Source organism: Limimaricola hongkongensis DSM 17492, assembly GCF_000600975.2.
Lineage (GTDB): Bacteria > Pseudomonadota > Alphaproteobacteria > Rhodobacterales > Rhodobacteraceae > Limimaricola > Limimaricola hongkongensis.
This window is the reverse complement of sequence record NZ_KK088650.1, coordinates 67,320-85,128: the sequence shown is the minus strand read 5'-3', so window position 1 is coordinate 85,128 and position 17,809 is coordinate 67,320. Positions and strand designations below refer to the sequence as shown.

Sequence of the window (17,809 nt, the reverse complement as noted above, 5' to 3'; positions counted from 1 at the left end):
CTCCCGGACCAAGCAGAAGGGAGAGACGCATGGACACCCCCCTCGAGATCGCCTTCCACAACATGGACAGCTCGGACGGGCTGGAGGCCCGCATCCGCGAACGCGCCGCCAAGCTGGAGCGCTTTCACGGCCACATCACCAGCTGCCATGTCGTGGTCGAGGTCCCCAACCGCAGCCAGGCGGGCGCCCAGGGCTATCATGTGCGCGTCGAGGCCCGCGTTCCGGGCAAGGAGCTGGTGGTCAGCCACGACCCCGGCAAGGGCGACAAGCACGATCCCTATCTCGCGGTGCGCGATGCCTTCTACGCGATGGAGCGGCAGCTCGAACACGCGGCGCAGAAGGTGCAGGGCGACGTGAAGACGCATGACGGCCCGCCGCAGGGCCGGGTGCGCCAGCTTTTCACCGAATACGGATTCATCGAAACTCTCGACGGGCGCGACATCTGGTTCCACAAGGCCAGCGTCGCCGAGGACGCCTTCGACAAGCTCGAGGAAGGCGCGCCGGTGGAGCTGTCGATCGTCGATGACGGCGCCAACGGCATGGGGCCGCAGGCAAGCTCCGTACGCCCGATCCGCCAGATGCAGATGAACGGCGACGTGCCCTCCCACGCCTGAGACGGCTCCTTGCAAGGATCGGTGCGGGAGTTTTGCAAAACTCCCGCCTCCCGAACGGGCGGCGCGTTGTCACGACGCGCCGCCCTTTGTATGTGACCGGCCCATGGCCAAGCTCTATTTCAATTACTCGACGATGAACGCCGGCAAGTCGACGGTGCTGTTGCAGGCGGCGCACAACTATGCCGAGCGCGGGATGCAGACCTACCTGCTCACCGCCAAGTTCGACAACCGCGCCGGCGAAGGCTTCATCAAGAGCCGCATCGGCATCGGGTCGAAGGCCGACACCTTCGACGCGGGCGACGATCTGTTCGAAAAGATCAGGACACGGCTGGAAAGCCCCTGCGCCTGCGTCTTCGTCGACGAGGCGCAGTTTTTGTCGCCCGACCAGGTCTGGCAGCTCGCCCGCGCGGTCGACGATCTGCGCGTGCCGGTGATGTGCTACGGGCTGCGCGTCGATTTCCTCGGCCAGCTGTTTCCCGGCTCGGCCACGCTGCTGGCGCTGGCCGACGAGATGCGCGAGGTGCGCACGATCTGCCATTGCGGGCGCAAGGCGACGATGGTGGTGCGCAAGGATGCCCAAGGCCGGGTGGCGATGGCGGGCGACCAGGTCGAGATCGGCGGCAACGACCGCTACGTCTCTCTGTGCCGTCGGCATTTCCGCGAGGCGATCGGCGACCGCCCCGCGTGAGGGTCAGTTGACGAGGTTGGGCAGCGTCAGGCCCTTGGCCCAGGCGCGGGCATTGTCGAGCGCCATTCGCCCCATCGCCTCGCGCACCTCGAGCGCCGCGGTGCCGAGATGCGGCAGCAGCACCGCGTTGTCGAGCTTGCGCAGCCGCTCGGGCACTTCCGGCTCGTTTTCGTAGACATCGAGCCCGGCGCCGCCGATGGCCCCCGCCTCAAGCGCCTCGATCAGCGCCGTCTCATCGACCACGTCGCCGCGCGAGATGTTGATGAGAATGGCGCCCGGCTTCATCAGCCCGATCATCTCGCGGCTGATCAGGTGATGCGTCTGTGGCGTCGCGGGCACGGTGACCACGATGAAATCGGCCGAACCCATCAGCTCGTCGAGATCGTCCACCTGCATCGCCGGCAGCGGCACCGCCTTGGAGGAGCGGCTGTGATACAGAAGCTGCATGTCGAAGCCCAGCGCACAGCGCTTGGCCACCGCCTGCCCGATCCGGCCCATGCCGACGATGCCCACCGTCTTGCCGGTGACGTGGCTGCCCAGCATCTGCGTCGGCGCCCAGCCGGACCATTGCCCCGCGCGCACCAGCCGCTCGCCCTCGCCCGCGCGGCGCGCGGTGGCCAGAAGCAGCGTCAGGCCGATATCGGCGGTGGCGTCGGTGACCGTGTCGGGCGTGTTCGACACCGCGACACCGGCTTCGCGCGCGGCGGCTGCGTCGATGTGGTTGTAGCCCACGCCGAAATTGGCCAGCACGCCGCAGCGGATCTCGCCCGCCTGCGCGAAGGCCTGCGCCTTAAACCGGTCGCCCAGCGTGCACAGGATCGCGTCATAGGCGCCCAGCGCCTCGGCCGCCTCGGTCTCGGTCAGGCCATGATCGGCGTCGCGGAAGGTGGCGTCGAACTCCCGCGCGCAGGCGTCGAGCACCGATTGCGGCAGGGGCCGCGTGACGAGTAGGGTCTTCTTCATGACAGCCGCCCCCCAGACGGCACGGGCTGGTCCGGCTCGATCAGGACGATCGCGCCATCCGCGTCGGGCAGGCCGAGCACCAGCACTTCGGAAAGAAACTTGCCGATCTGGCGCGGCGGGAAATTCACCACCGCCAGAACCTGACGCCCCTCCAGGTCGGCGGGGTCGTAATGCGTCGCGATCTGCGCCGAGGACCGCTTTTCCCCGAGACCGGGACCGAAATCGATCCACAGCTTGATCGCGGGCTTGCGGGCCTCCGGGTAGGGCTCCGCGCGGGTCACGATGCCCGCGCGGATGTCCACCTTGGCAAAATCGTCGAAGACGATCTCCGGGGACGGGGCTTCACCCATTCGCAAGCTCGCGCGAGCGGTCGGCGGCGGCCTTGAGCGCCCGGCTCAGAAGCACCGGGAAGCCGTCGGTCTCGTTCATCAGCACGTCGAGCGCGGCCTGCGTGGTGCCGTTGGGCGAGGTCACGTTCTCGCGCAGCTTGCCCGGATGCTCCTCCGAGCCATCCGCCAGCGCGCCCGCCCCCGCCACCGTGGCCGAGGCCAGCTGCAGCGCCAGCTCGGGGCTCAGCCCCTGCTCCTCGCCCGCCTTTGCCATCGTCTCGATCAGGTGGAACACATAGGCCGGGCCGGAGCCGGAGACGGCGGTGACGCCATCCATCTGGTCCTCGCTGTCGAGCCGCACGACCTGCCCCACCGCTTTCAGCAGCGCCTCGGCGAGATCGACCTGCTCGGCGCTGGCATGGGCGTTGCCGATGATCGCGGTGATGCCGCGCCCGATCGCCGAGGGCGTGTTGGGCATGGCGCGCACGATCGGGGTCTTGTCGCCCAGCGCCTGTTCGAACTTGGCGATCGGGGTGCCCGCGGCGACCGAGACGAACAGCGTGGTGCCGTTGCCCTTGGCCTGCATCGAGGGCAGCGCGTCACCCATCATCTGCGGCTTGACCGCGACCAGCACGATCGCCGGATCCTCGGGCAGATCCTCGTTCAGCCGGATGCCTTGGCTTTGCAGCCACTCCGAGGGCTTGGGGTCGAGCACGGTGACCGACTGCTTCGGCAGCCCGCCTTCGAGCCAGCCCGCCAGCATCGCCGAACCCATCTTGCCGCAGCCAAGGAGCACGAGGCCCCGGCGCGCAACGTCTTCCATCTGCATGGCGCATCCTCCGTTGAGTTTGCGCCGGAGGCTAGGCGCGCGCGGGCCGGGCTGCAAGCAGATGCCCCGAAGGCCCGCGCAAGACCGGCCGCGCGCGGCGTATTCGGGGCATGGTCAAAGGTCAGGGCACCCTTCCCCGTTTCACCATTCCATAAATACGCATTGTTCCGACATCCCGGCCGGGCGCCCCGCTGCCGGTGACGCGCCATGCGTATTGAAGGAATGGTGAAAAGGATCAGCGGCGGCGCAGCCGGATCACCACGTCGACCTTGGCGATCTCCGCCCCGTCGGGCGCGTCGGGCAGCTGCGCGATCACCAGCTGGTCGGCGGGGGCGTCCGACAGGCGCGCGTCGTTTTCCCAGTAGAAATGCGGATGATCGGTCATGTCGGTATCGAAATAGCTCTTGGAGCCATCGACCGTGATCTCGCGCATCAGCCCTGCGGCGCAAAAGGCCGAGAGCGTGTTGTAGACCGTGGCGAGAGAGACCTTGTGCCCCGCCCCGCAGGCCGCTTCGAACAGGCTTTCGGCGGTGACGTGGCGGTTCTGCCCGTCGCCCACGAGCAGCGTGGCGAGCGCGAGCCGCTGCCGCGTCGGGCGCAGCCCGGCCGTGGCGAGCCAGTCGGCGCCGCGGCGGGCGCGTGAAGGAGGCGTGTGCGTCATGTCCGTCAAGATATGCCCTTTATCGCCCGCGAATTCAATGTCGCCCGACACCCCCCGCCACCCCGGCGCCCTTGCCCTATTGCGCGGCACGGTGGTAGAGGCTTGGGTCAGACAAACCACAAGACACCGACGGGGCCCCATGTCAGAATATCCGACCCAGTTCGATAGGGACGCGCTTCTCAAATGCGCGCGGGGCGAACTGTTCGGCCCGGGCAACGCCCAGCTTCCCGAACCGCCGATGCTGATGATGGACCGCATCACCGACATTTCCGGCGATGGCGGCGCGCATGGCAAGGGCCATGTCGTGGCCGAGTTCGACATCACCCCCGACCTGTGGTTCTTCGACTGCCACTTTCCGGGCAACCCGATCATGCCCGGCTGCCTCGGGCTCGACGGGCTGTGGCAGCTCACCGGGTTCAACCTCGGGTGGCGCGGCTGGAAGGGCCGCGGCTACGCGCTCGGCGTCGGCGAGGTCAAGCTCACCGGCATGGTGCGCCCCGATCGCAAACAGCTCACCTATTACGTGGATTTCACCAAGGCCGTGCAGACCCGCCGGTTGACCATGGGCGTCGCCGATGGCCGGGTCGAGGCCGACGGTGAAACCATCTATCTCGTCAAGGACATGAAGGTCGCTCTCTCCGAGAGCTGAACCCGTCAAGGAAGGAGGCGCCATGCGTCGCGTCGTCGTCACCGGCCTCGGGGTCGTCTCGCCCATCGGCAATTCGGCCGCCGAAGTGGATGCCGCGCTGCGCGCGGGCCGCTCAGGGATAGAGGCCTCCGAGGAAATGGCCGAATACGGCTTTCGCAGCCGTGTCGCGGGCACGCTGAAGGTCGATCTCAAGGACGAGATCGACAAGCGCACCCTGCGCTTCATGGGGCCGGGCGCGGGTTATGCCTATCTCTCGATGCGCCAGGCCATCGCCGATGCGGGGCTCGAGCAGGCGGAGATCTCGAACGAGCGCACCGGCCTGATCGCGGGCTCGGGCGGGCCGTCGACCTCGAACCTGTTCTCGGCGCACCAGACCGTGCTGAAATCCGGCTCGCCGAAGCGGATCGGCCCGCTGATGGTGCCGCGCGGCATGTCGTCCACGGTTTCGGCCAACCTGTCGACCGCCTATGCGATCAAGGGCATCAACTACTCGATCACCTCGGCCTGCTCGACCTCGCTGCACTGCATCGGTGCCGCCGCCGAGCAGATCGCCATGGGCAAGCAGGACGTGATGTTCGCCGGTGGCGGCGAGGAGCTCGACTGGACGCTGTCGTGCCTGTTCGACGCGATGGGCGCGATGTCGTCGAAGTTCAACGACACCCCCGAAAAGGCCAGCCGGGCGTTCGACCGCGACCGCGACGGTTTCGTCATCGCCGGTGGCGGCGGCATGGTGGTGCTCGAGGATCTGGAGCATGCGAAGGCCCGCGGCGCCAAGATCTATGCCGAGGTGACCGGTTTCGCCGCGACCTCCGACGGGCACGACATGGTCGCGCCCTCGGGTGAAGGCGGCGAGCGGGCGATGCGCATCGCGCTGTCCACCCTGCCCGAAGGCCGCAGCGTCGATTACATCAACGCGCATGGCACCTCGACGCCGGTGGGCGATGTGGGCGAGGTCGAGGCGGTGCGCCGCGTCTTCGGGACCGGCGCCACCCCGCCGATCTCCTCGACCAAGTCGATGACCGGCCACAGCCAGGGCGCGACCGGCGCGCAGGAGGCGATCTACTGCCTCTTGATGCTCAAGGGCGACTACATCGCGCCGTCGATCAACGTCGAGAACCTCGCCGAAGGCATCAACGAAGGCGAAATCGCGACCGAGCTGCGCGAGAATGCCGGCCTCGACACGGTGATGACCAACAGCTTCGGGTTCGGCGGCACCAACGGCTCGATGCTGCTGTCGCGCTACAAAGACTGACGCAGAGGCGGGAGAGACGGACATGATGTCGATGGTGGGCAAGCGCGGCCTTGTCATGGGGGTCGCGAACGACCGCTCGATCGCATGGGGCATCGCCAAGGCGCTGCACGGCGCGGGGGCGGAGCTGGCCTTCTCCTATCAGGGCGAAACCTTCGGGCGGCGCGTCGCGCCGCTCGTGGCGCAGCTCGACTCGGACTTCCTGCTCGACGTGGACGTCACCGACGACGCCTCGCTCGACGCGGCCTTCAAGAAGATCGAGGAGCGCTGGGGCCGGCTGGATTTCGTGATCCACGCCATCGCCTATTCCAACAAGGACGAGCTGACGGGGCGGTTCATCAACACCAGCCGCGAGAACTTCCGCAATTCGCTCGGCATTTCCTGCTACTCGCTGATCGACATCGCGCGGCGCGCCCATCCGCTGATGAGCGCCGGCGGCTCGATCGTCACCCTGACCTATCAGGGCTCGAACAAGGTGACGCCGTTCTACAACGTCATGGGCGTGGCCAAGGCGGCGCTGGAGGCGTCCGTGCGCTACCTCGCCAACGATCTCGGCCCCGAGGGCATCCGCGTCAACGCGGTCTCGCCTGGTCCGATGAAGACGCTGGCGGGCGCGGCGATCGGCGGCGCGCGCAAGACCTTCAAGCACACCGACGCCAACGCGCCAATGCGCTCGAACGCGACGCTGGAGGCGGTGGGCGGCACCGCGCTCTATTTGTGTTCGGACGCGGCGGCCTGCACCACCGGCGAAATCGTGCATGTCGATGGCGGCTACCACGTGCTCGGCATGCCGCAGAGCGAGAACCTCTGACCGCTTGCGCGGTGACGCGGGCAGGATAAGCTCGCGGCAGGGTTCACCTGTCGCGAGTTTTTTCATGTCACAGACCGTCTACATCAACCTGCCCGTGGCCGATGCCGCGCGCGCCCGCGCCTTCTACGAAGGCCTGGGCTTTTCCGTGGTGGCGCAGTTCACCGGCGAGCACACCACCTGCATCCGCATCACCGACGGCGCCTGCCTGATGCTGCTCGACCGCGAGACCTTTGCGGGCTTCGCGCCCGGCCCGGTCGCCGATCCGCGCGAGAGCACCGGCGTGCTGGTCGCGATCCCGCGCGACAGCCGCGCCGCGGTCGATGCCATCGTCGAGGCCGCGCTGGCGCATGGCGGCGCCGATACCGGCAAGAAGGTCGAGCATGGCGATGTCATGTATGGCCGCACCATCCGCGACCCGGACGGCAACGTGCTGGAGACCGGCTGGATGGATGCCGAGAAGATGCAGGCCATGATGGCGGCGCAAAAGGGCTAACCGCGCGGCCCCCACAGGATCAGCGCCGCGCCGATCAGGCACACGAGCGCCCCGCCCGCGTCGAACCGGTCGGGGCGCTGCCCCTCCACGACCCAGAGCCAGCCCAGCGAGGCGGCGATGTAGACCCCGCCATAGGCGGCGAAGGCGCGGCCCGCGAAGGCGGCGGGGCTGAACGCCAGCAACAACGCGAAGCCCGCCAGCGCCGCGGCGCCGGGCGCCAGCCACAGCATCGAGGCCCCGGCGCGCCACCACGCCCAGACCGCGAAACAGCCGGAAATCTCGAAAAGCGCCGCGAGGAGGTAAAGGGTCAGGCTCTGCATGCGCCCCCTTAGGCTCTTTCGTGCCGGGTTTCACATGAAAAAGGCCCCCGGCAGCGGGTGCTGCCGGGGCCTTTTCCCGAACATGATGTCGCGGCTCAGGCCGGGTCGACGCCGACCAGCTCGACGTTGAAGGTCAGATCCTGACCAGCGAGCGGGTGGTTCGCGTCGAGCACGACCTGCTCCTCGGTGGCTTCCATGACGGTCACCGGCACGACCTGGCCCTGCGGGGTCTGCATCTGCAGGCGGGTGCCCGGATCGACCGGGATGTCGGCCGGGATCGAATCGCGCGGCACGGCCTGGCGCGCGTTCGGGTCGGGTTGGCCATAAGCGTTGTCGCAGGCGACCTCGACGGTCTTCTTCTCGCCGACTTCCATGCCGGGCATGGCGTTGTCGAGACCGGGGATGATCTGGCCGGAGCCGACCTGGAATTCGAGCGGCTCGCGGCCTTCGCTCGAATCGAAGGTCTGGCCGTCATTCAGAGTGCCGGTGTAATGGATGCGCACGGTGTCGCCCTGCTTGACTTGCGTCATGAGCCTCTCCTTGAGCTGGGATCGTAGGGTGAATTTCCGGAGGCCGCCGCTTGCGGGTGCTCCTCTTGGGTCACGCCCTAGGTAGGAAGCCTTGGCGCTGTTCGCAACCCGATCGCCCCCAGAAGTCTTTCCCTAGGAGGCGGGGCATGCCAGCCTCGCCCTGACAAGGGGGATTTCATGACCATCAGCACCATCGTCTTCGACGCCTATGGCACGATCTTCGACGTGGCGGGCGCCGCCCGCATCGCCAGCGCCGAGCCGGGCGGCGAAGCCCTGGCGGAAAACTGGGAGACGGTCTCGCGCGACTGGCGCATCAAGCAGCTCGAATACACATGGCTGCGCACGATCAGCGGCAACCATGTCGATTTCGCGCATGTCACCGCCGACGCGCTGACCTGGACGCTCGAAAAATCCGGGCTGTCGGACCCGGACCTGCGCGCCCGGCTGCTGGCGCTTTACGACACGCTGCCCGCCTACCCGGAGGCGCGCGAGGTCCTGGCCGACCTGAAGGCCAAGAATCGCAACGTCGCGATCCTGTCGAACGGCTCGCCCAAAATGCTCGACAGCGCGGTGACATCCGCCGGCATCGCAGACAGCCTCGACGCGGTGCTCTCGGCCGAAGAGGCGGGCGTCTACAAGCCCGATCCGAGGGTCTACGACCTCGTGCTGGAGCGGTTCGGCTGCCAAAAGCAGGAGGTGCTGTTCGTCAGCTCCAACTTCTGGGACGTGGCGGGCGCCACCGGCTATGGCTTCACCACCGCATGGGTGAACCGCAGCGGCGAGCCACGCGACCGGCTCTGGTCGCGGCCCACCCACGTGCTGCCCGATCTCACCCATCTGGCCGAGTTCGCCGATGCCCCGGCTTGAGGCCGAGGACGGCACCGGGCTGCATTATCTCGATGAAGGCACGGGGATGGCGGTCCTGTGCCTGCCCGGCCTGACCCGCAACGCCGCCGATTTCGACCACGTGGCGCCGCATCTGGGCGGCGTCCGGCTGATCCGGCCCGATTATCGCGGGCGGGGTCGGTCGGACTGGGCCCATCCCTCGACCTACACGGTCGCGCAGGAGGCGCGCGACGTGCTGGCGTTGATGGATCATCTCGGGCTGCGGCGGGCCGCGATCCTCGGCACCTCGCGTGGCGGGCTGATCGCGATGGTGCTGGCCGCGACCGCGCGCGACCGGCTTTCGGGCGTGGCGCTCAACGATATCGGCCCCGAGATCGCGCCCGCAGGATTGGAGACGATCAAGGGCTATCTCGGCCTGCCGCCGCGCGAGCCGACATGGGAGGCGGCGGCCCGCGCCCGCGCCCGCGCGTGGACCGGCTTCGAGGGCGTGCCGCATGACCGCTGGCTGGCGGAGGTGCGCGGCCAGTACGAGGAGACGCCAGAGGGGCTGAAGCTGCGCTACGACGCGCGGCTGCGCAACGCGGTGCTGGGCGGCGCGGTGCAGCCCGCCCCCGATCTCTGGCCGCTCTTCGACGCGACCACGACCCTGCCCACGGCGTTGATCCGCGGCGCGAATTCCGAACTTCTGAGCGCCGACACCGCCGCACGGATGCGCGAACGCAACCCCGAGATGATCTTTGCCGAAGTGCCGGGCCGCGGTCACGTGCCGTTCCTTGACGAACCGCAGGCGCTCGCGGCATTGAACGACTGGCTGGCGCGCTGCCGCGCCGCAAGGGGAGACGAGGCTTGAGCGACATCGACATGATCCGCGCCGCGCGCGCGCGTATCGGCACACACCTGCGGCGCACGCCGATCCTGTCCTCTCCGGCGCTCGACGCGGTGGCCGGGCGGCGCGTTCTGGTCAAGGCCGAATGCCTGCAGGTCACCGGGTCGTTCAAGGCGCGCGGCGGCTGGTCCGCGATCTCGGCCATCCCCGAGGAACGCCGCGCGCGCGGCGTCATCGCGTTCTCGTCGGGCAACCACGCGCAGGGCGTGGCGCATGCGGCGCGCGAACACGGCATCCCGGCGGTGATCCTGATGCCCAAGGATGCGCCGCGCGCCAAGGTCGACGGCACCCGCGCGCTGGGCGCCGAAATCGTGCATTTCGACCGCGAGACCGACGACCGCGACGCCATGGGCGCGGCGCTGGCCGAAAAGCGCGGCCTGACGCTGGTCAAACCCTTCGACGCGCCGCTGGTGATCGCGGGACAGGGCACGGCGGGGCTGGAGATCGCCGAACAGGCCGCCGATCTGGGCGTGGCCGAGGCCGATGTGCTGGTCTGCTGCGGCGGTGGCGGGCTGACCGCCGGGATCGCTCTGGCGCTGGAGGCCGAGGCGCCGGGCCTGCGGGTGCGCCCCTGCGAACCCGATGGCTTCGACGACACCGCGCGCAGCCTCGCCGCCGGTGAGATCCGGCGCAACGACCGGCTGAACGGGTCGATCTGCGACGCCATCATCACGCCGCAGCCGGGCGACATCACGTTCCCGATCCTGAAGCGGCTCTGCGGCCCCGGCCTCGTCGTCACCGAGGACGAGGTGCTGCGCGCCATGGCGCTCGCCTTCCGCCACCTGAAGATCGTGATCGAGCCGGGCGGCGCCGTGGCGCTGGCGGCGGCGCTGTTCCGCCCCGAGGCGGCGCAGGGCGACACGGTGATCGCGGTGGCGACGGGCGGCAATGTCGACGCGCCGATATTCGCGCGCGCGCTGGAGCGGGCGACGTGATCGTCACGGCGCGCGACGGCTGCCGCCTCGCCACCCGGATCGAGGGACCCGAAGGCGCGCCCGCGCTGGTGCTGGCGCATGGGCTCGGCATGGACATGACGTTGTGGGACGCGGTGCTGCCGCTCTTGCCGGGCGACGTGAGGGTGCTGCGCTACGACCTGCGCGGCCATGGCGGCTCGGACGCGCCCGAGGCCCCCTATGCCATGGGGCAGATGATTTCCGACGCCGAGGCGGTGATCGAGGCGCACGGCCTGCGCGACACGGTGTTCGCCGGGCTGTCGCTCGGCGGGATGGTGGCGCAGGGGCTGGCGGTCAAGCGGCTCGACCTCGTGCGCGGGCTGGTTCTGTCGAACACCGCGGCCAAGATCGGCACGCCGAAGCTCTGGGACGAGCGGATCGCCGCGATCCGCCGCGCCGGGATCGCGGCGCAGGCCGACGCCGTGCTCGACCGCTGGCTCGGGCGGGACGCGCGCCACGGCCCGGTGGCGGCGCGGGCGCGCCGGGTGCTGACCGGCACCGCGATCGAAGGCTATGTGGGCGCCAGTGCTGCCGTTTCGGGCACCGATTTCTGGACGCCCGTGTCGGGGCTGCGCCTGCCGGTGCTGGGCCTCGCGGGGTCCGAGGACCGCTCCGTGCCCGCCGACCTGATGCGCGAAACCGTGGAGCTGGTCCCCGGCGCGCGGTTCGAGATCATCCGTCGCGCGGGCCATCTCGCCCCGGCCGAGCGGCCCGAAGACTGGGCCGCCCATGTCGCGCAATTCCTGCGCGCGACGGGGCATGCGGGCGCGGACCAGGCCGCGCCCTGACCGGTCACAGCCCCGGCACTATGTCGAACAGGCTGCGGCTGCCGAAGGTGGTGCCCGCATTGGGACCGAAGCCGATCTCGGCCCCGATGGCGAGATAGGTCTCGTCGCCGGTGAAGGCATCGTCATCCGCCTCGATCCGGCCCAGCTCGCCCCACAGCCGCGGGCCGCCATCGATGCGGTAGCCGCCGCCCAGCGCCGCGCGCAGCAATTCGCCCTCGCCGCCGCCATCGGCCAGGCCGAGATCGCCCATGGCATAGATGTCATGCGTGATGTCATAGCGCGCGCCCAGGCCGGCCAGGGTGATCTCGCCCAGATCGCCGTCATGCCGCGCGAGATAGGCCTCGCTGCGCAGGCCGTAAAGCTCGCCCTTGCCCTCGATCCCGAAGATCGTGGAATCGCCGTCGTCATAGCCGTCGCGGCCGACGAAGGCGCCGACGCTGGTATCGCCCAGCACCATCAGCGGGCCGATGTCGAAGATCGCGTGCAGCGTCGCGTTGCTGCCATCCGAGCCAAAGCCCGAAAACCCGTAGGAGGCGAGATCGGCCTCGACGCCGAAGCCCGCGCCGATGTCGAATTGCAGCCCGCCCGCATAGGTCGTGTAGCCGATATCGCCCTCTTCGAAGAAGGCCGAGGTTTCGACCGAAAGCACGCCGCCGGCAAAGCCCTGCGCCTGCGCCCCTGCCGCGACGAGGCCGAATGCCGCCGCCATGATTGCCCGTGTGATCATCTGCTCTGTCCCGTTGATTGGTCTTGGTGCCGTTTGCGGGGCCGGTTCTACACCGGGCCGGGGCGCGGCCACAGCCCTATTCGCGCGCAGATCCGCTTTTGGGCGCGCCCGCCCGCGCATGCGCGAGAGCTTGCCGAACGTCTTGGCCGGTATAGGTTGCATGATGGCAGGGCGGCGCCCCGGCACGTCGCTGCGGCGCCTCGCTCAACCGACCAAAGGACGCTTTGAATGAATGCCCTTGAAACCACCTTCGCCAATCTCGAAGCCCGCATGAACCGCGCCGCCGGCACCGCCGCGCCGCGCCCCGCGCCCGCCGCCGCCCCCGAGACCAAGGGCGACATCACGACCCGCGCCGCGCGCGAGATCCTCGACGCCGAAGCCGCCAGCCGCAGCGCCAAGACCGCCGCGCTGCGCGCCGCGCGCCTGCAGAAAAAGGGCTGAGATCCGGGCGTCGGCCAGAGATGTCGTGAAAAGATGGCGGTCCCACGAGGACTCGAACCCCGAACCTGCCGATTAGAAGTCGGCTGCTCTATCCAGTTGAGCTATGGGACCGCGCGCCCCTGCCCCGGCCATCCGGGGCGGGTGTTCACACCCGACTCGGGCTTGCGCGAAGGTGCAAAAACCCGTCCTTGACATCAAGGCAATATTCGCGCCGCGCCGGGCTTCCCACCCGTCACGGCGCGCCTTGCGAGCGAAAGGCCCCGCCTCCCGGCGCCATGTCCGAGCCGCCCGGCGACACGGCCATGCCTCCGGTCAGCCGTAGTCGACGGCCACCTCGCGCGCCAACCGCGCCGCGCCCTGCACGAGCGCGTCCTCGGTGTCGCCGATGAAGGAGGCCGAGAATTGCAGCGCGTCGGGCCGCCAGCCGGGGTCGAACTCCACGATCCGGCCCGCCGCCACGTGACGCCGCCCGAGCACCTCGGGCATCACCCCGACGCCGAGACCGGCGGCGACCATCTCGATCGCGGTCGAGAGCGAGTTCGACGGAAAGATCTGCGCCGTGCCACCGTGGCGTGCATAAAGCTCCGCCGCGAGGTGGCGATGCGGCCGCGACTGCCGGTTGTAGGTGATCACCGGCACCTGCGAGATGTCGGGCTCGGTCATGGCCACCGGGCGGTACCATGCCAGCGACACCTTGGGCAGCTCGATATTGTCGACGCTGTATTCGGAGACCGGCCCCATCAGCAGCGCCAGATCGAGCGCCCGGTCGAGCAGCGCCTCGCGCAGGTTGATCGAGATGTCGACCATCACCTCGATCTTGAGCTTGGGATAGGTGGCGTTCAGGCGGCTCAGAAAGGCCGGAAGCCAAGTCTGCACGATGGTTTCGGCGGCGCCGATCCGAAGCAGCGAGGACAGGCTCGCGGGTGGCACGATCTCGGCGCGGATGCGCTCGACCGACGCGGCGATCTGCTCGGCATGGTTGCGCAGCAAGACCCCCTGCCGGGTCAGCGTCACGCCGCGCGGCCCGCGCGTGAACAGCGCCACGCCCAGCGTCTCCTCCAGCCCCGAAATCCGCGCCGAGATCGCCGGCTGCGACAGGTTCATCTGCTGCGCGGCCCGCCGCACGCCGCCCAGACGCGCGACCCACAAGAAGGTGTTGAGCTGGTCGAGTGTCATGGCGGCGGTCTCCTGTGCGGGGCTGATGATCGGCGGTGCAAAGCGAAGTGATCGAATTATTGGATCACATCTTACAGAAAATCACGATTTGATCTTATAGCGGCGAATTGTCTAGCGTGTCGGCCAAAGGAGGACCGCCATGCCAGACGCACTTCGCCGCGCCGATCTCGCCGGGCTCGATCCGCAGGCCCTGCGCCGCGTCTTCCGCGACGGCGGCTATCGCGGGCACACCGCCGGGCTCGCGCCGGGCCGCCTGCAATGCAATCTCGCCATCATGCCGCTGGCCGAGGCGCGCGCCTTCGAGGAATTCTGCGCGCTGAACCCGGTGCCCTGCCCGCTCGCGGGGCAGAGCGCTGCGGGCGATCCGGGATTTCCGGCGCTGGGGCGCGACATCGACCTGCGCCGCGACGTGCCGCTCTATCACGTCTACCGCGACGGCGCGCTGGTCGACCGGCCGCACGACATCTCGGATCTGTGGCGCGACGACATGGTCGGTTTTGCCATCGGCTGCTCCTTCACCATGGAGGCGGCGCTTCTGAAGGCCGGGTTCCCGATGCGCCACATCGAGCGCGACGTGACCGTGCCGATGTATCGCAGCACCATCGAGACCACCCCCGCGGGCCCGTTCGGCGGCGCGGTGGTGGTGTCGATGCGCCCGGTGCACCGCGACCGCATCGACGAGGTGCGCGACCTGACCGCGCGCTTTCCGATGGCGCATGGCGCGCCGCTGCATGTCGGCGACCCGGCGGCGATCGGCATCGATCTCGACCGCCCCGACTGGGGCAGCGCGGTGCCGGTCGGCCGCGACGAATTGCCGGTGTTCTGGGCCTGCGGGGTGACACCGCAGGTGGCGATGATGCGCGCGCGCCTGCCGCTGTGCATCAGCCACGCGCCGGGCGCGATGCTGATCACCGACCGCGACGACGGCACGGGCACAGGCTCGGGCACGGGCCACGACGACGACAACGAATGACAACAGGGAGAAACAGAACAATGACACGCACCCTTCTTGCACTGGGCGCTACCGCGGCGCTCATGGGCGGCACCGCGCTGCACGCCGAGGAGCTGTCGGTGGTCGGCAGCTGGAGCGGCCTGCCGCTGCACAAGCAATACGAGGCCCCGCTGTGGACCGAAACGCTGCCCGAGGCGACCGGCGGCGCGCTGACCGCGACGCTGACCACGCATGACCAGATGGGCATCGATGGCGGCGACGTGTACCGGATGCTGGGCGACGGCGTGTTCGACATCGGCATGACCGTGGCCGATTACGCCGTGGCCGACAGCGCGGCGCTGGAATCGCTCGACGTGCCGCTGGTCGCCCCCGACGCCGCCACCGCGCGCGCCATGGTCGACGCGGCCCGGCCGATGGTCGACGACATCTATGCCGAGGTCTTCAACGCCAAGGTGCTCGGCATCGCGCCCTACCCGCCGCAGGTCGTGTTCTGCAACGGCGAGATCACCGGCCTTGCCGATCTGGAGGGCAAGAAGGTCCGCGCCTCGGGCCGCATGACCGCCAAGCTTCTGGAGGCGCTCGGCGCCGAGGGCGTCAATGTCAGCTTCGGCGAAGTGCCCGGCGCGTTGCAGCGCGGCGTGGTGGATTGCGCCGTGACCGGCGCCGGCTCGGGCTATTCCGCCGGCTGGTGGGAGGTGTCGACCCATCTTCTGCCGCTGCCGCTCGGCGGCTGGGACCCGGTGGTGACGGCGGTCAACATGGACCGCTGGAACAGCCTCTCCGAAGAACAGCAGCAGCAGCTGGAGACGGCGGTGGTCGACAACCTGCAGGAGCCCGCATGGGACGCCGCGCAGGACGCGCTCGAAAACGACATCGCCTGCCTGACCGGCAATGGCGACTGCCCGGCGGGCGAGGCCCGCGGCATGACGCTGGTCGAGGCGACCGCCGAGGACAACGAGGCCGCGCGCGAGGCGCTGGTCTCCGAGGTTCTGCCCGACTGGGCGGCGCGCGCCGGCGACGACTGGGCGCAGCGCTGGAACGACAGCGTCGGCCAGGTGGTCGGCGTGTCGATCGGGGGCTGACCGGTCATGGCGAGGATCATCCGATGGCTGGGCCGGATCAATGACGGCGTCGCGTTGCTGGCGGGCTTCGGCCTTCTGGCCTGCGTCGTGCTGATCCTCGCCGAGATCGTGGCGCGCCGCTTCGGCGCGCCGCTGGGCGGCACCGACGAAATCTCGGGCTACGTGATGGCTGGCGTGACGAGCTGGGGCATCAGCTACGCGCTGACCGAACGCGCGCATGTCCGCATCGACCTTTTGCGGGTGCAGGGCGGGCCGCGCTTTCGCGCGGGCATGGACTGCCTCGCCATGCTGTCGATGGCCGGGGTCGCGTTGATCACCGCGTGGCATGGCTGGGGCGTGCTGGACAAGACGCTCGGCACCGGGGCGCGCGCCAACACCGCGCTCGAGACGCCGCTGTGGATTCCGCAGGCGATCTGGTGGGCCGGCTGGAGCTGGTTCGCGTTTTCGGCGGTGGTGCTGTCGATCGGCGCCGTGGTGCTGATGCTGAAAGGACGCTTCGACAGCGTCGAGACTATCGTCGGAACGGAGACCGCGACATGATCGCCTTTACCGCCATCGGCCTTCTGGGCCTGCTCGCGCTGTCGATCCCGGTCGGGATCGTGCTGTTCCTTCTGGGCTTCGGGCTCGACATCTTCTTCAGCCCCTTTCCGCTGATCCGCGGTCTGGGTCAGGTGGTCTGGTCGTCCTCCAACAGCGCCACGCTGATCGCCATCCCCTTCTTCGTGCTCTTGGGCGAGATCCTCGTGCGCAGCGGCGTCGCCGCGCGCACCTACGAGGCGCTCAACACCTGGGTGTCGTGGCTGCCCGGCGGGCTGATCCACGCCAACATCGCGACCTCGACGCTGTTCTCGGCCACCTCCGGCTCCTCGGTGGCGACCGCCGCCACCGTCGCCACCGTGGCGATGCCGCAGGCCGAGCGTCTGGGCTATGACCAGAGGCTGTTCTCCGGCGCCATCGCGGCGGGCGGCACGCTGGGCATCCTGATCCCGCCCTCGATCAACCTGATCGTCTACGGCTTTCTCACCGAAAGCTCGATCCCGCAGCTGTTTCTCGCGGGGCTTCTGCCGGGGCTTCTGATGGCGCTGGCCTTCATGGCGATGACCGCGATCTTGTGCCTGTGGCGCCCGAGCCTCGGCGGCCCGCGCCCGGAATTCAGCTGGCGCGCGCGGATCGGCAGCCTTGCCGACCTGCTTCCCATCCTCGGGCTGTTCGTGGCGATCGTCGGCTCGATCTATGCCGGCTGGGCCACGCCCACCGAGGCCGCGGCCATCGGCGTCGCCATCGCGGTGCTGATCGCGGCGCAGCAAAAGGCGCTGTCGCTCACCATGCTGCGCGAGGCGCTGCGCGGCGCGGTGCGCACCTCGGCCATGGTGATGCTGGTGGTGATCGGCGCCTATGTGCTGAACTACGTGCTGACCGCCGCCGGCGTCAGCCGGGCACTGCAATCGATGCTGGGCGGTCTCGACATCTCGCCGCTGGCGACGCTGTTCGTGATCATCGCGATCTACATCGTGCTCGGCTTCTTCATCGAAACGCTGTCGCTGATGGTGGCGACGATCCCGATCATCGTGCCGATCGTGGTCGAGCTTGGCTATGACAAGATCTGGTTCGGCGTGCTGATGATCATCCTCGTCGAGATGGCGCTGATCACCCCGCCGGTCGGGCTCAACCTCTATGTCGTGCAATCGGCGCGCAAGGGGCCCTTCACCGACGTGATGCTGGGCTGCATTCCCTACGCGCTGGTGATGCTGGCCATGGTGGGCATGCTGATCATCGCGCCGTGGCTCGCGCTCTATTTGCCCTCGACATTCTGACACCGCTG

General features: G+C 69.0%; 23 protein-coding genes and 1 tRNA gene. 15 read left to right on the top strand and 9 right to left on the bottom strand.

Going from position 1 to position 17,809, the window contains the following annotated elements; genetic code table 11:
• The first annotated feature begins 29 nt into the window (after nt 1-29).
• Together LOKHON_RS05085 and LOKHON_RS05080 are read left to right on the top strand one after the other, a co-directional pair.
• Entirely contained in the window at nt 30-614 is a 585-nt protein-coding gene (locus LOKHON_RS05085) for an HPF/RaiA family ribosome-associated protein (RefSeq protein WP_017928176.1), read from the top strand.
• Between the two features lie 103 nt (nt 615-717).
• The gene (locus LOKHON_RS05080) at nt 718-1,302 is read left to right on the top strand and encodes a thymidine kinase (RefSeq protein ID WP_017928175.1); all 585 of its coding nucleotides are present in this window, start codon (nt 718-720) and stop codon (nt 1,300-1,302) included.
• Nucleotides 1,303-1,305: 3 nt separating this feature from the next.
• Here LOKHON_RS05080 and LOKHON_RS05075 read toward each other — a convergent pair whose 3' ends face one another.
• From LOKHON_RS05075 to irrA, 4 genes are all read right to left on the bottom strand, one after another.
• Complete coding sequence (locus tag LOKHON_RS05075) at nt 1,306-2,265, bottom strand: 2-hydroxyacid dehydrogenase (RefSeq protein WP_017928174.1); 960 nt, start codon at nt 2,263-2,265, stop codon at nt 1,306-1,308.
• The gene (locus LOKHON_RS05070) at nt 2,262-2,615 is read right to left on the bottom strand and encodes a tRNA-binding protein (RefSeq protein ID WP_017928173.1); all 354 of its coding nucleotides are present in this window, start codon (nt 2,613-2,615) and stop codon (nt 2,262-2,264) included. Before LOKHON_RS05070 ends, LOKHON_RS05075 begins: the two co-directional genes overlap by 4 nt.
• Entirely contained in the window at nt 2,608-3,423 is an 816-nt protein-coding gene (gene proC, locus LOKHON_RS05065) for a pyrroline-5-carboxylate reductase (RefSeq protein WP_017928172.1), read from the bottom strand. Before proC ends, LOKHON_RS05070 begins: the two co-directional genes overlap by 8 nt.
• Before the next feature lie 235 nt (nt 3,424-3,658).
• Nucleotides 3,659-4,084, bottom strand: a complete 426-nt coding sequence (gene irrA / locus LOKHON_RS05060) for an iron response transcriptional regulator IrrA (protein ID WP_026147439.1) — start codon at nt 4,082-4,084, stop codon at nt 3,659-3,661.
• 139 nt (nt 4,085-4,223) lie between these two features.
• On the opposite strand from irrA, the gene fabA reads away from it, so the two are divergent.
• The 4 genes from fabA (at nt 4,224) to LOKHON_RS05040 (ending at nt 7,286) form a co-directional block, all read left to right on the top strand.
• On the top strand, nt 4,224-4,733 hold the full coding sequence (fabA, locus tag LOKHON_RS05055) for a bifunctional 3-hydroxydecanoyl-ACP dehydratase/trans-2-decenoyl-ACP isomerase (protein ID WP_017928170.1): 510 nt from the start codon (nt 4,224-4,226) through the stop codon (nt 4,731-4,733).
• Nucleotides 4,734-4,755: 22 nt separating this feature from the next.
• Nucleotides 4,756-5,985 carry a beta-ketoacyl-ACP synthase I gene (fabB, locus tag LOKHON_RS05050; RefSeq protein ID WP_017928169.1) on the top strand — a complete coding sequence of 410 codons (1,230 nt, stop codon included), beginning with the start codon at nt 4,756-4,758 and terminating at the stop codon, nt 5,983-5,985.
• A 22-nt stretch (nt 5,986-6,007) separates the two neighbouring features.
• Nucleotides 6,008-6,793, top strand: a complete 786-nt coding sequence (locus LOKHON_RS05045) for an enoyl-ACP reductase FabI (RefSeq protein ID WP_017928168.1) — start codon at nt 6,008-6,010, stop codon at nt 6,791-6,793.
• 64 nt (nt 6,794-6,857) lie between these two features.
• Nucleotides 6,858-7,286 carry a VOC family protein gene (locus LOKHON_RS05040; RefSeq protein WP_017928167.1) on the top strand — a complete coding sequence of 143 codons (429 nt, stop codon included), beginning with the start codon at nt 6,858-6,860 and terminating at the stop codon, nt 7,284-7,286.
• On the opposite strand, the gene LOKHON_RS05035 is transcribed toward LOKHON_RS05040, so the two are convergent.
• Together LOKHON_RS05035 and LOKHON_RS05030 are read right to left on the bottom strand one after the other, a co-directional pair.
• Nucleotides 7,283-7,606 (bottom strand): YnfA family protein, encoded by a 324-nt coding sequence (locus LOKHON_RS05035; RefSeq protein ID WP_017928166.1) that lies wholly within the window; start codon nt 7,604-7,606, stop codon nt 7,283-7,285. The genes LOKHON_RS05040 and LOKHON_RS05035 overlap by 4 nt on opposite strands.
• A 95-nt stretch (nt 7,607-7,701) precedes the next feature.
• Nucleotides 7,702-8,136 carry an FKBP-type peptidyl-prolyl cis-trans isomerase gene (locus tag LOKHON_RS05030; protein ID WP_017928165.1) on the bottom strand — a complete coding sequence of 145 codons (435 nt, stop codon included), beginning with the start codon at nt 8,134-8,136 and terminating at the stop codon, nt 7,702-7,704.
• 177 nt (nt 8,137-8,313) lie between these two features.
• On the opposite strand from LOKHON_RS05030, the gene LOKHON_RS05025 reads away from it, so the two are divergent.
• Genes LOKHON_RS05025 through pcaD form a run of 4 tightly spaced genes read left to right on the top strand, consistent with a single transcriptional unit; the run spans nt 8,314 to nt 11,609 of the window.
• On the top strand, nt 8,314-9,003 hold the full coding sequence (locus LOKHON_RS05025) for a haloacid dehalogenase type II (RefSeq protein ID WP_017928164.1): 690 nt from the start codon (nt 8,314-8,316) through the stop codon (nt 9,001-9,003).
• A complete protein-coding gene (locus LOKHON_RS05020; RefSeq protein ID WP_017928163.1) occupies nt 8,990-9,832 on the top strand; it encodes an alpha/beta fold hydrolase in 843 nt (280 codons plus the stop codon). The genes LOKHON_RS05025 and LOKHON_RS05020 overlap by 14 nt, the downstream gene beginning before the upstream one ends.
• Complete coding sequence (locus tag LOKHON_RS05015; RefSeq protein WP_017928162.1) at nt 9,829-10,803, top strand: threonine ammonia-lyase; 975 nt, start codon at nt 9,829-9,831, stop codon at nt 10,801-10,803. The genes LOKHON_RS05020 and LOKHON_RS05015 overlap by 4 nt, the downstream gene beginning before the upstream one ends.
• Complete coding sequence (pcaD, locus tag LOKHON_RS05010; protein ID WP_017928161.1) at nt 10,800-11,609, top strand: 3-oxoadipate enol-lactonase; 810 nt, start codon at nt 10,800-10,802, stop codon at nt 11,607-11,609. Before LOKHON_RS05015 ends, pcaD begins: the two co-directional genes overlap by 4 nt.
• 4 nt (nt 11,610-11,613) lie before the next feature.
• Here the strand turns inward: pcaD and LOKHON_RS05005 are convergent, their stop codons facing one another.
• A complete protein-coding gene (locus LOKHON_RS05005) occupies nt 11,614-12,336 on the bottom strand; it encodes a hypothetical protein (protein WP_017928160.1) in 723 nt (240 codons plus the stop codon).
• Between the two features lie 228 nt (nt 12,337-12,564).
• On the opposite strand from LOKHON_RS05005, the gene LOKHON_RS05000 reads away from it, so the two are divergent.
• Nucleotides 12,565-12,777 (top strand): hypothetical protein, encoded by a 213-nt coding sequence (locus LOKHON_RS05000; RefSeq protein WP_017928159.1) that lies wholly within the window; start codon nt 12,565-12,567, stop codon nt 12,775-12,777.
• 34 nt (nt 12,778-12,811) lie between these two features.
• On the opposite strand, the gene LOKHON_RS04995 is transcribed toward LOKHON_RS05000, so the two are convergent.
• Nucleotides 12,812-12,888 (bottom strand) — tRNA-Arg (locus LOKHON_RS04995).
• 201 nt (nt 12,889-13,089) lie between these two features.
• Nucleotides 13,090-13,953: a LysR family transcriptional regulator gene (locus LOKHON_RS04990; protein ID WP_017928158.1), complete on the bottom strand. Its 864-nt coding sequence runs from the start codon at nt 13,951-13,953 to the stop codon at nt 13,090-13,092.
• A 139-nt stretch (nt 13,954-14,092) separates the two neighbouring features.
• On the opposite strand from LOKHON_RS04990, the gene LOKHON_RS04985 reads away from it, so the two are divergent.
• From LOKHON_RS04985 to LOKHON_RS04970, 4 genes are read left to right on the top strand one after another with little or no spacing between them, the layout of a single operon-like run.
• Nucleotides 14,093-14,926, top strand: a complete 834-nt coding sequence (locus tag LOKHON_RS04985) for a putative hydro-lyase (RefSeq protein ID WP_017928157.1) — start codon at nt 14,093-14,095, stop codon at nt 14,924-14,926.
• A 20-nt stretch (nt 14,927-14,946) separates the two neighbouring features.
• The gene (locus LOKHON_RS04980; protein ID WP_017928156.1) at nt 14,947-15,987 is read left to right on the top strand and encodes a TRAP transporter substrate-binding protein; all 1,041 of its coding nucleotides are present in this window, start codon (nt 14,947-14,949) and stop codon (nt 15,985-15,987) included.
• Between the two features lie 6 nt (nt 15,988-15,993).
• Nucleotides 15,994-16,527 carry a TRAP transporter small permease subunit gene (locus LOKHON_RS04975; protein ID WP_017928155.1) on the top strand — a complete coding sequence of 178 codons (534 nt, stop codon included), beginning with the start codon at nt 15,994-15,996 and terminating at the stop codon, nt 16,525-16,527.
• Nucleotides 16,524-17,801, top strand: a complete 1,278-nt coding sequence (locus LOKHON_RS04970) for a TRAP transporter large permease (RefSeq protein WP_017928154.1) — start codon at nt 16,524-16,526, stop codon at nt 17,799-17,801. The genes LOKHON_RS04975 and LOKHON_RS04970 overlap by 4 nt, the downstream gene beginning before the upstream one ends.
• Nucleotides 17,802-17,809: the final 8 nt, after the last annotated feature.

Excerpts from the sequence above, each read along its gene's own strand:
- LOKHON_RS05085 (WP_017928176.1), top strand. The coding sequence starts at position 30 with ATGGACACCCCCCTCGAGATCGCCTTCCACAACATGGACAGCTCGGAC.
- LOKHON_RS05080 (WP_017928175.1), top strand. The coding sequence starts at position 718 with ATGGCCAAGCTCTATTTCAATTACTCGACGATGAACGCCGGCAAGTCG.
- LOKHON_RS05075 (WP_017928174.1), bottom strand. The coding sequence starts at position 2,265 with ATGAAGAAGACCCTACTCGTCACGCGGCCCCTGCCGCAATCGGTGCTC.
- LOKHON_RS05070 (WP_017928173.1), bottom strand. The coding sequence starts at position 2,615 with ATGGGTGAAGCCCCGTCCCCGGAGATCGTCTTCGACGATTTTGCCAAG.
- proC (WP_017928172.1), bottom strand. The coding sequence starts at position 3,423 with ATGCAGATGGAAGACGTTGCGCGCCGGGGCCTCGTGCTCCTTGGCTGC.
- irrA (WP_026147439.1), bottom strand. The coding sequence starts at position 4,084 with ATGACGCACACGCCTCCTTCACGCGCCCGCCGCGGCGCCGACTGGCTC.
- fabA (WP_017928170.1), top strand. The coding sequence starts at position 4,224 with ATGTCAGAATATCCGACCCAGTTCGATAGGGACGCGCTTCTCAAATGC.
- fabB (WP_017928169.1), top strand. The coding sequence starts at position 4,756 with ATGCGTCGCGTCGTCGTCACCGGCCTCGGGGTCGTCTCGCCCATCGGC.
- LOKHON_RS05045 (WP_017928168.1), top strand. The coding sequence starts at position 6,008 with ATGATGTCGATGGTGGGCAAGCGCGGCCTTGTCATGGGGGTCGCGAAC.
- LOKHON_RS05040 (WP_017928167.1), top strand. The coding sequence starts at position 6,858 with ATGTCACAGACCGTCTACATCAACCTGCCCGTGGCCGATGCCGCGCGC.
- LOKHON_RS05035 (WP_017928166.1), bottom strand. The coding sequence starts at position 7,606 with ATGCAGAGCCTGACCCTTTACCTCCTCGCGGCGCTTTTCGAGATTTCC.
- LOKHON_RS05030 (WP_017928165.1), bottom strand. The coding sequence starts at position 8,136 with ATGACGCAAGTCAAGCAGGGCGACACCGTGCGCATCCATTACACCGGC.
- LOKHON_RS05025 (WP_017928164.1), top strand. The coding sequence starts at position 8,314 with ATGACCATCAGCACCATCGTCTTCGACGCCTATGGCACGATCTTCGAC.
- LOKHON_RS05020 (WP_017928163.1), top strand. The coding sequence starts at position 8,990 with ATGCCCCGGCTTGAGGCCGAGGACGGCACCGGGCTGCATTATCTCGAT.
- LOKHON_RS05005 (WP_017928160.1), bottom strand. The coding sequence starts at position 12,336 with ATGATCACACGGGCAATCATGGCGGCGGCATTCGGCCTCGTCGCGGCA.
- LOKHON_RS05000 (WP_017928159.1), top strand. The coding sequence starts at position 12,565 with ATGAATGCCCTTGAAACCACCTTCGCCAATCTCGAAGCCCGCATGAAC.
- LOKHON_RS04990 (WP_017928158.1), bottom strand. The coding sequence starts at position 13,953 with ATGACACTCGACCAGCTCAACACCTTCTTGTGGGTCGCGCGTCTGGGC.
- LOKHON_RS04985 (WP_017928157.1), top strand. The coding sequence starts at position 14,093 with ATGCCAGACGCACTTCGCCGCGCCGATCTCGCCGGGCTCGATCCGCAG.
- LOKHON_RS04980 (WP_017928156.1), top strand. The coding sequence starts at position 14,947 with ATGACACGCACCCTTCTTGCACTGGGCGCTACCGCGGCGCTCATGGGC.
- LOKHON_RS04975 (WP_017928155.1), top strand. The coding sequence starts at position 15,994 with ATGGCGAGGATCATCCGATGGCTGGGCCGGATCAATGACGGCGTCGCG.
- LOKHON_RS04970 (WP_017928154.1), top strand. The coding sequence starts at position 16,524 with ATGATCGCCTTTACCGCCATCGGCCTTCTGGGCCTGCTCGCGCTGTCG.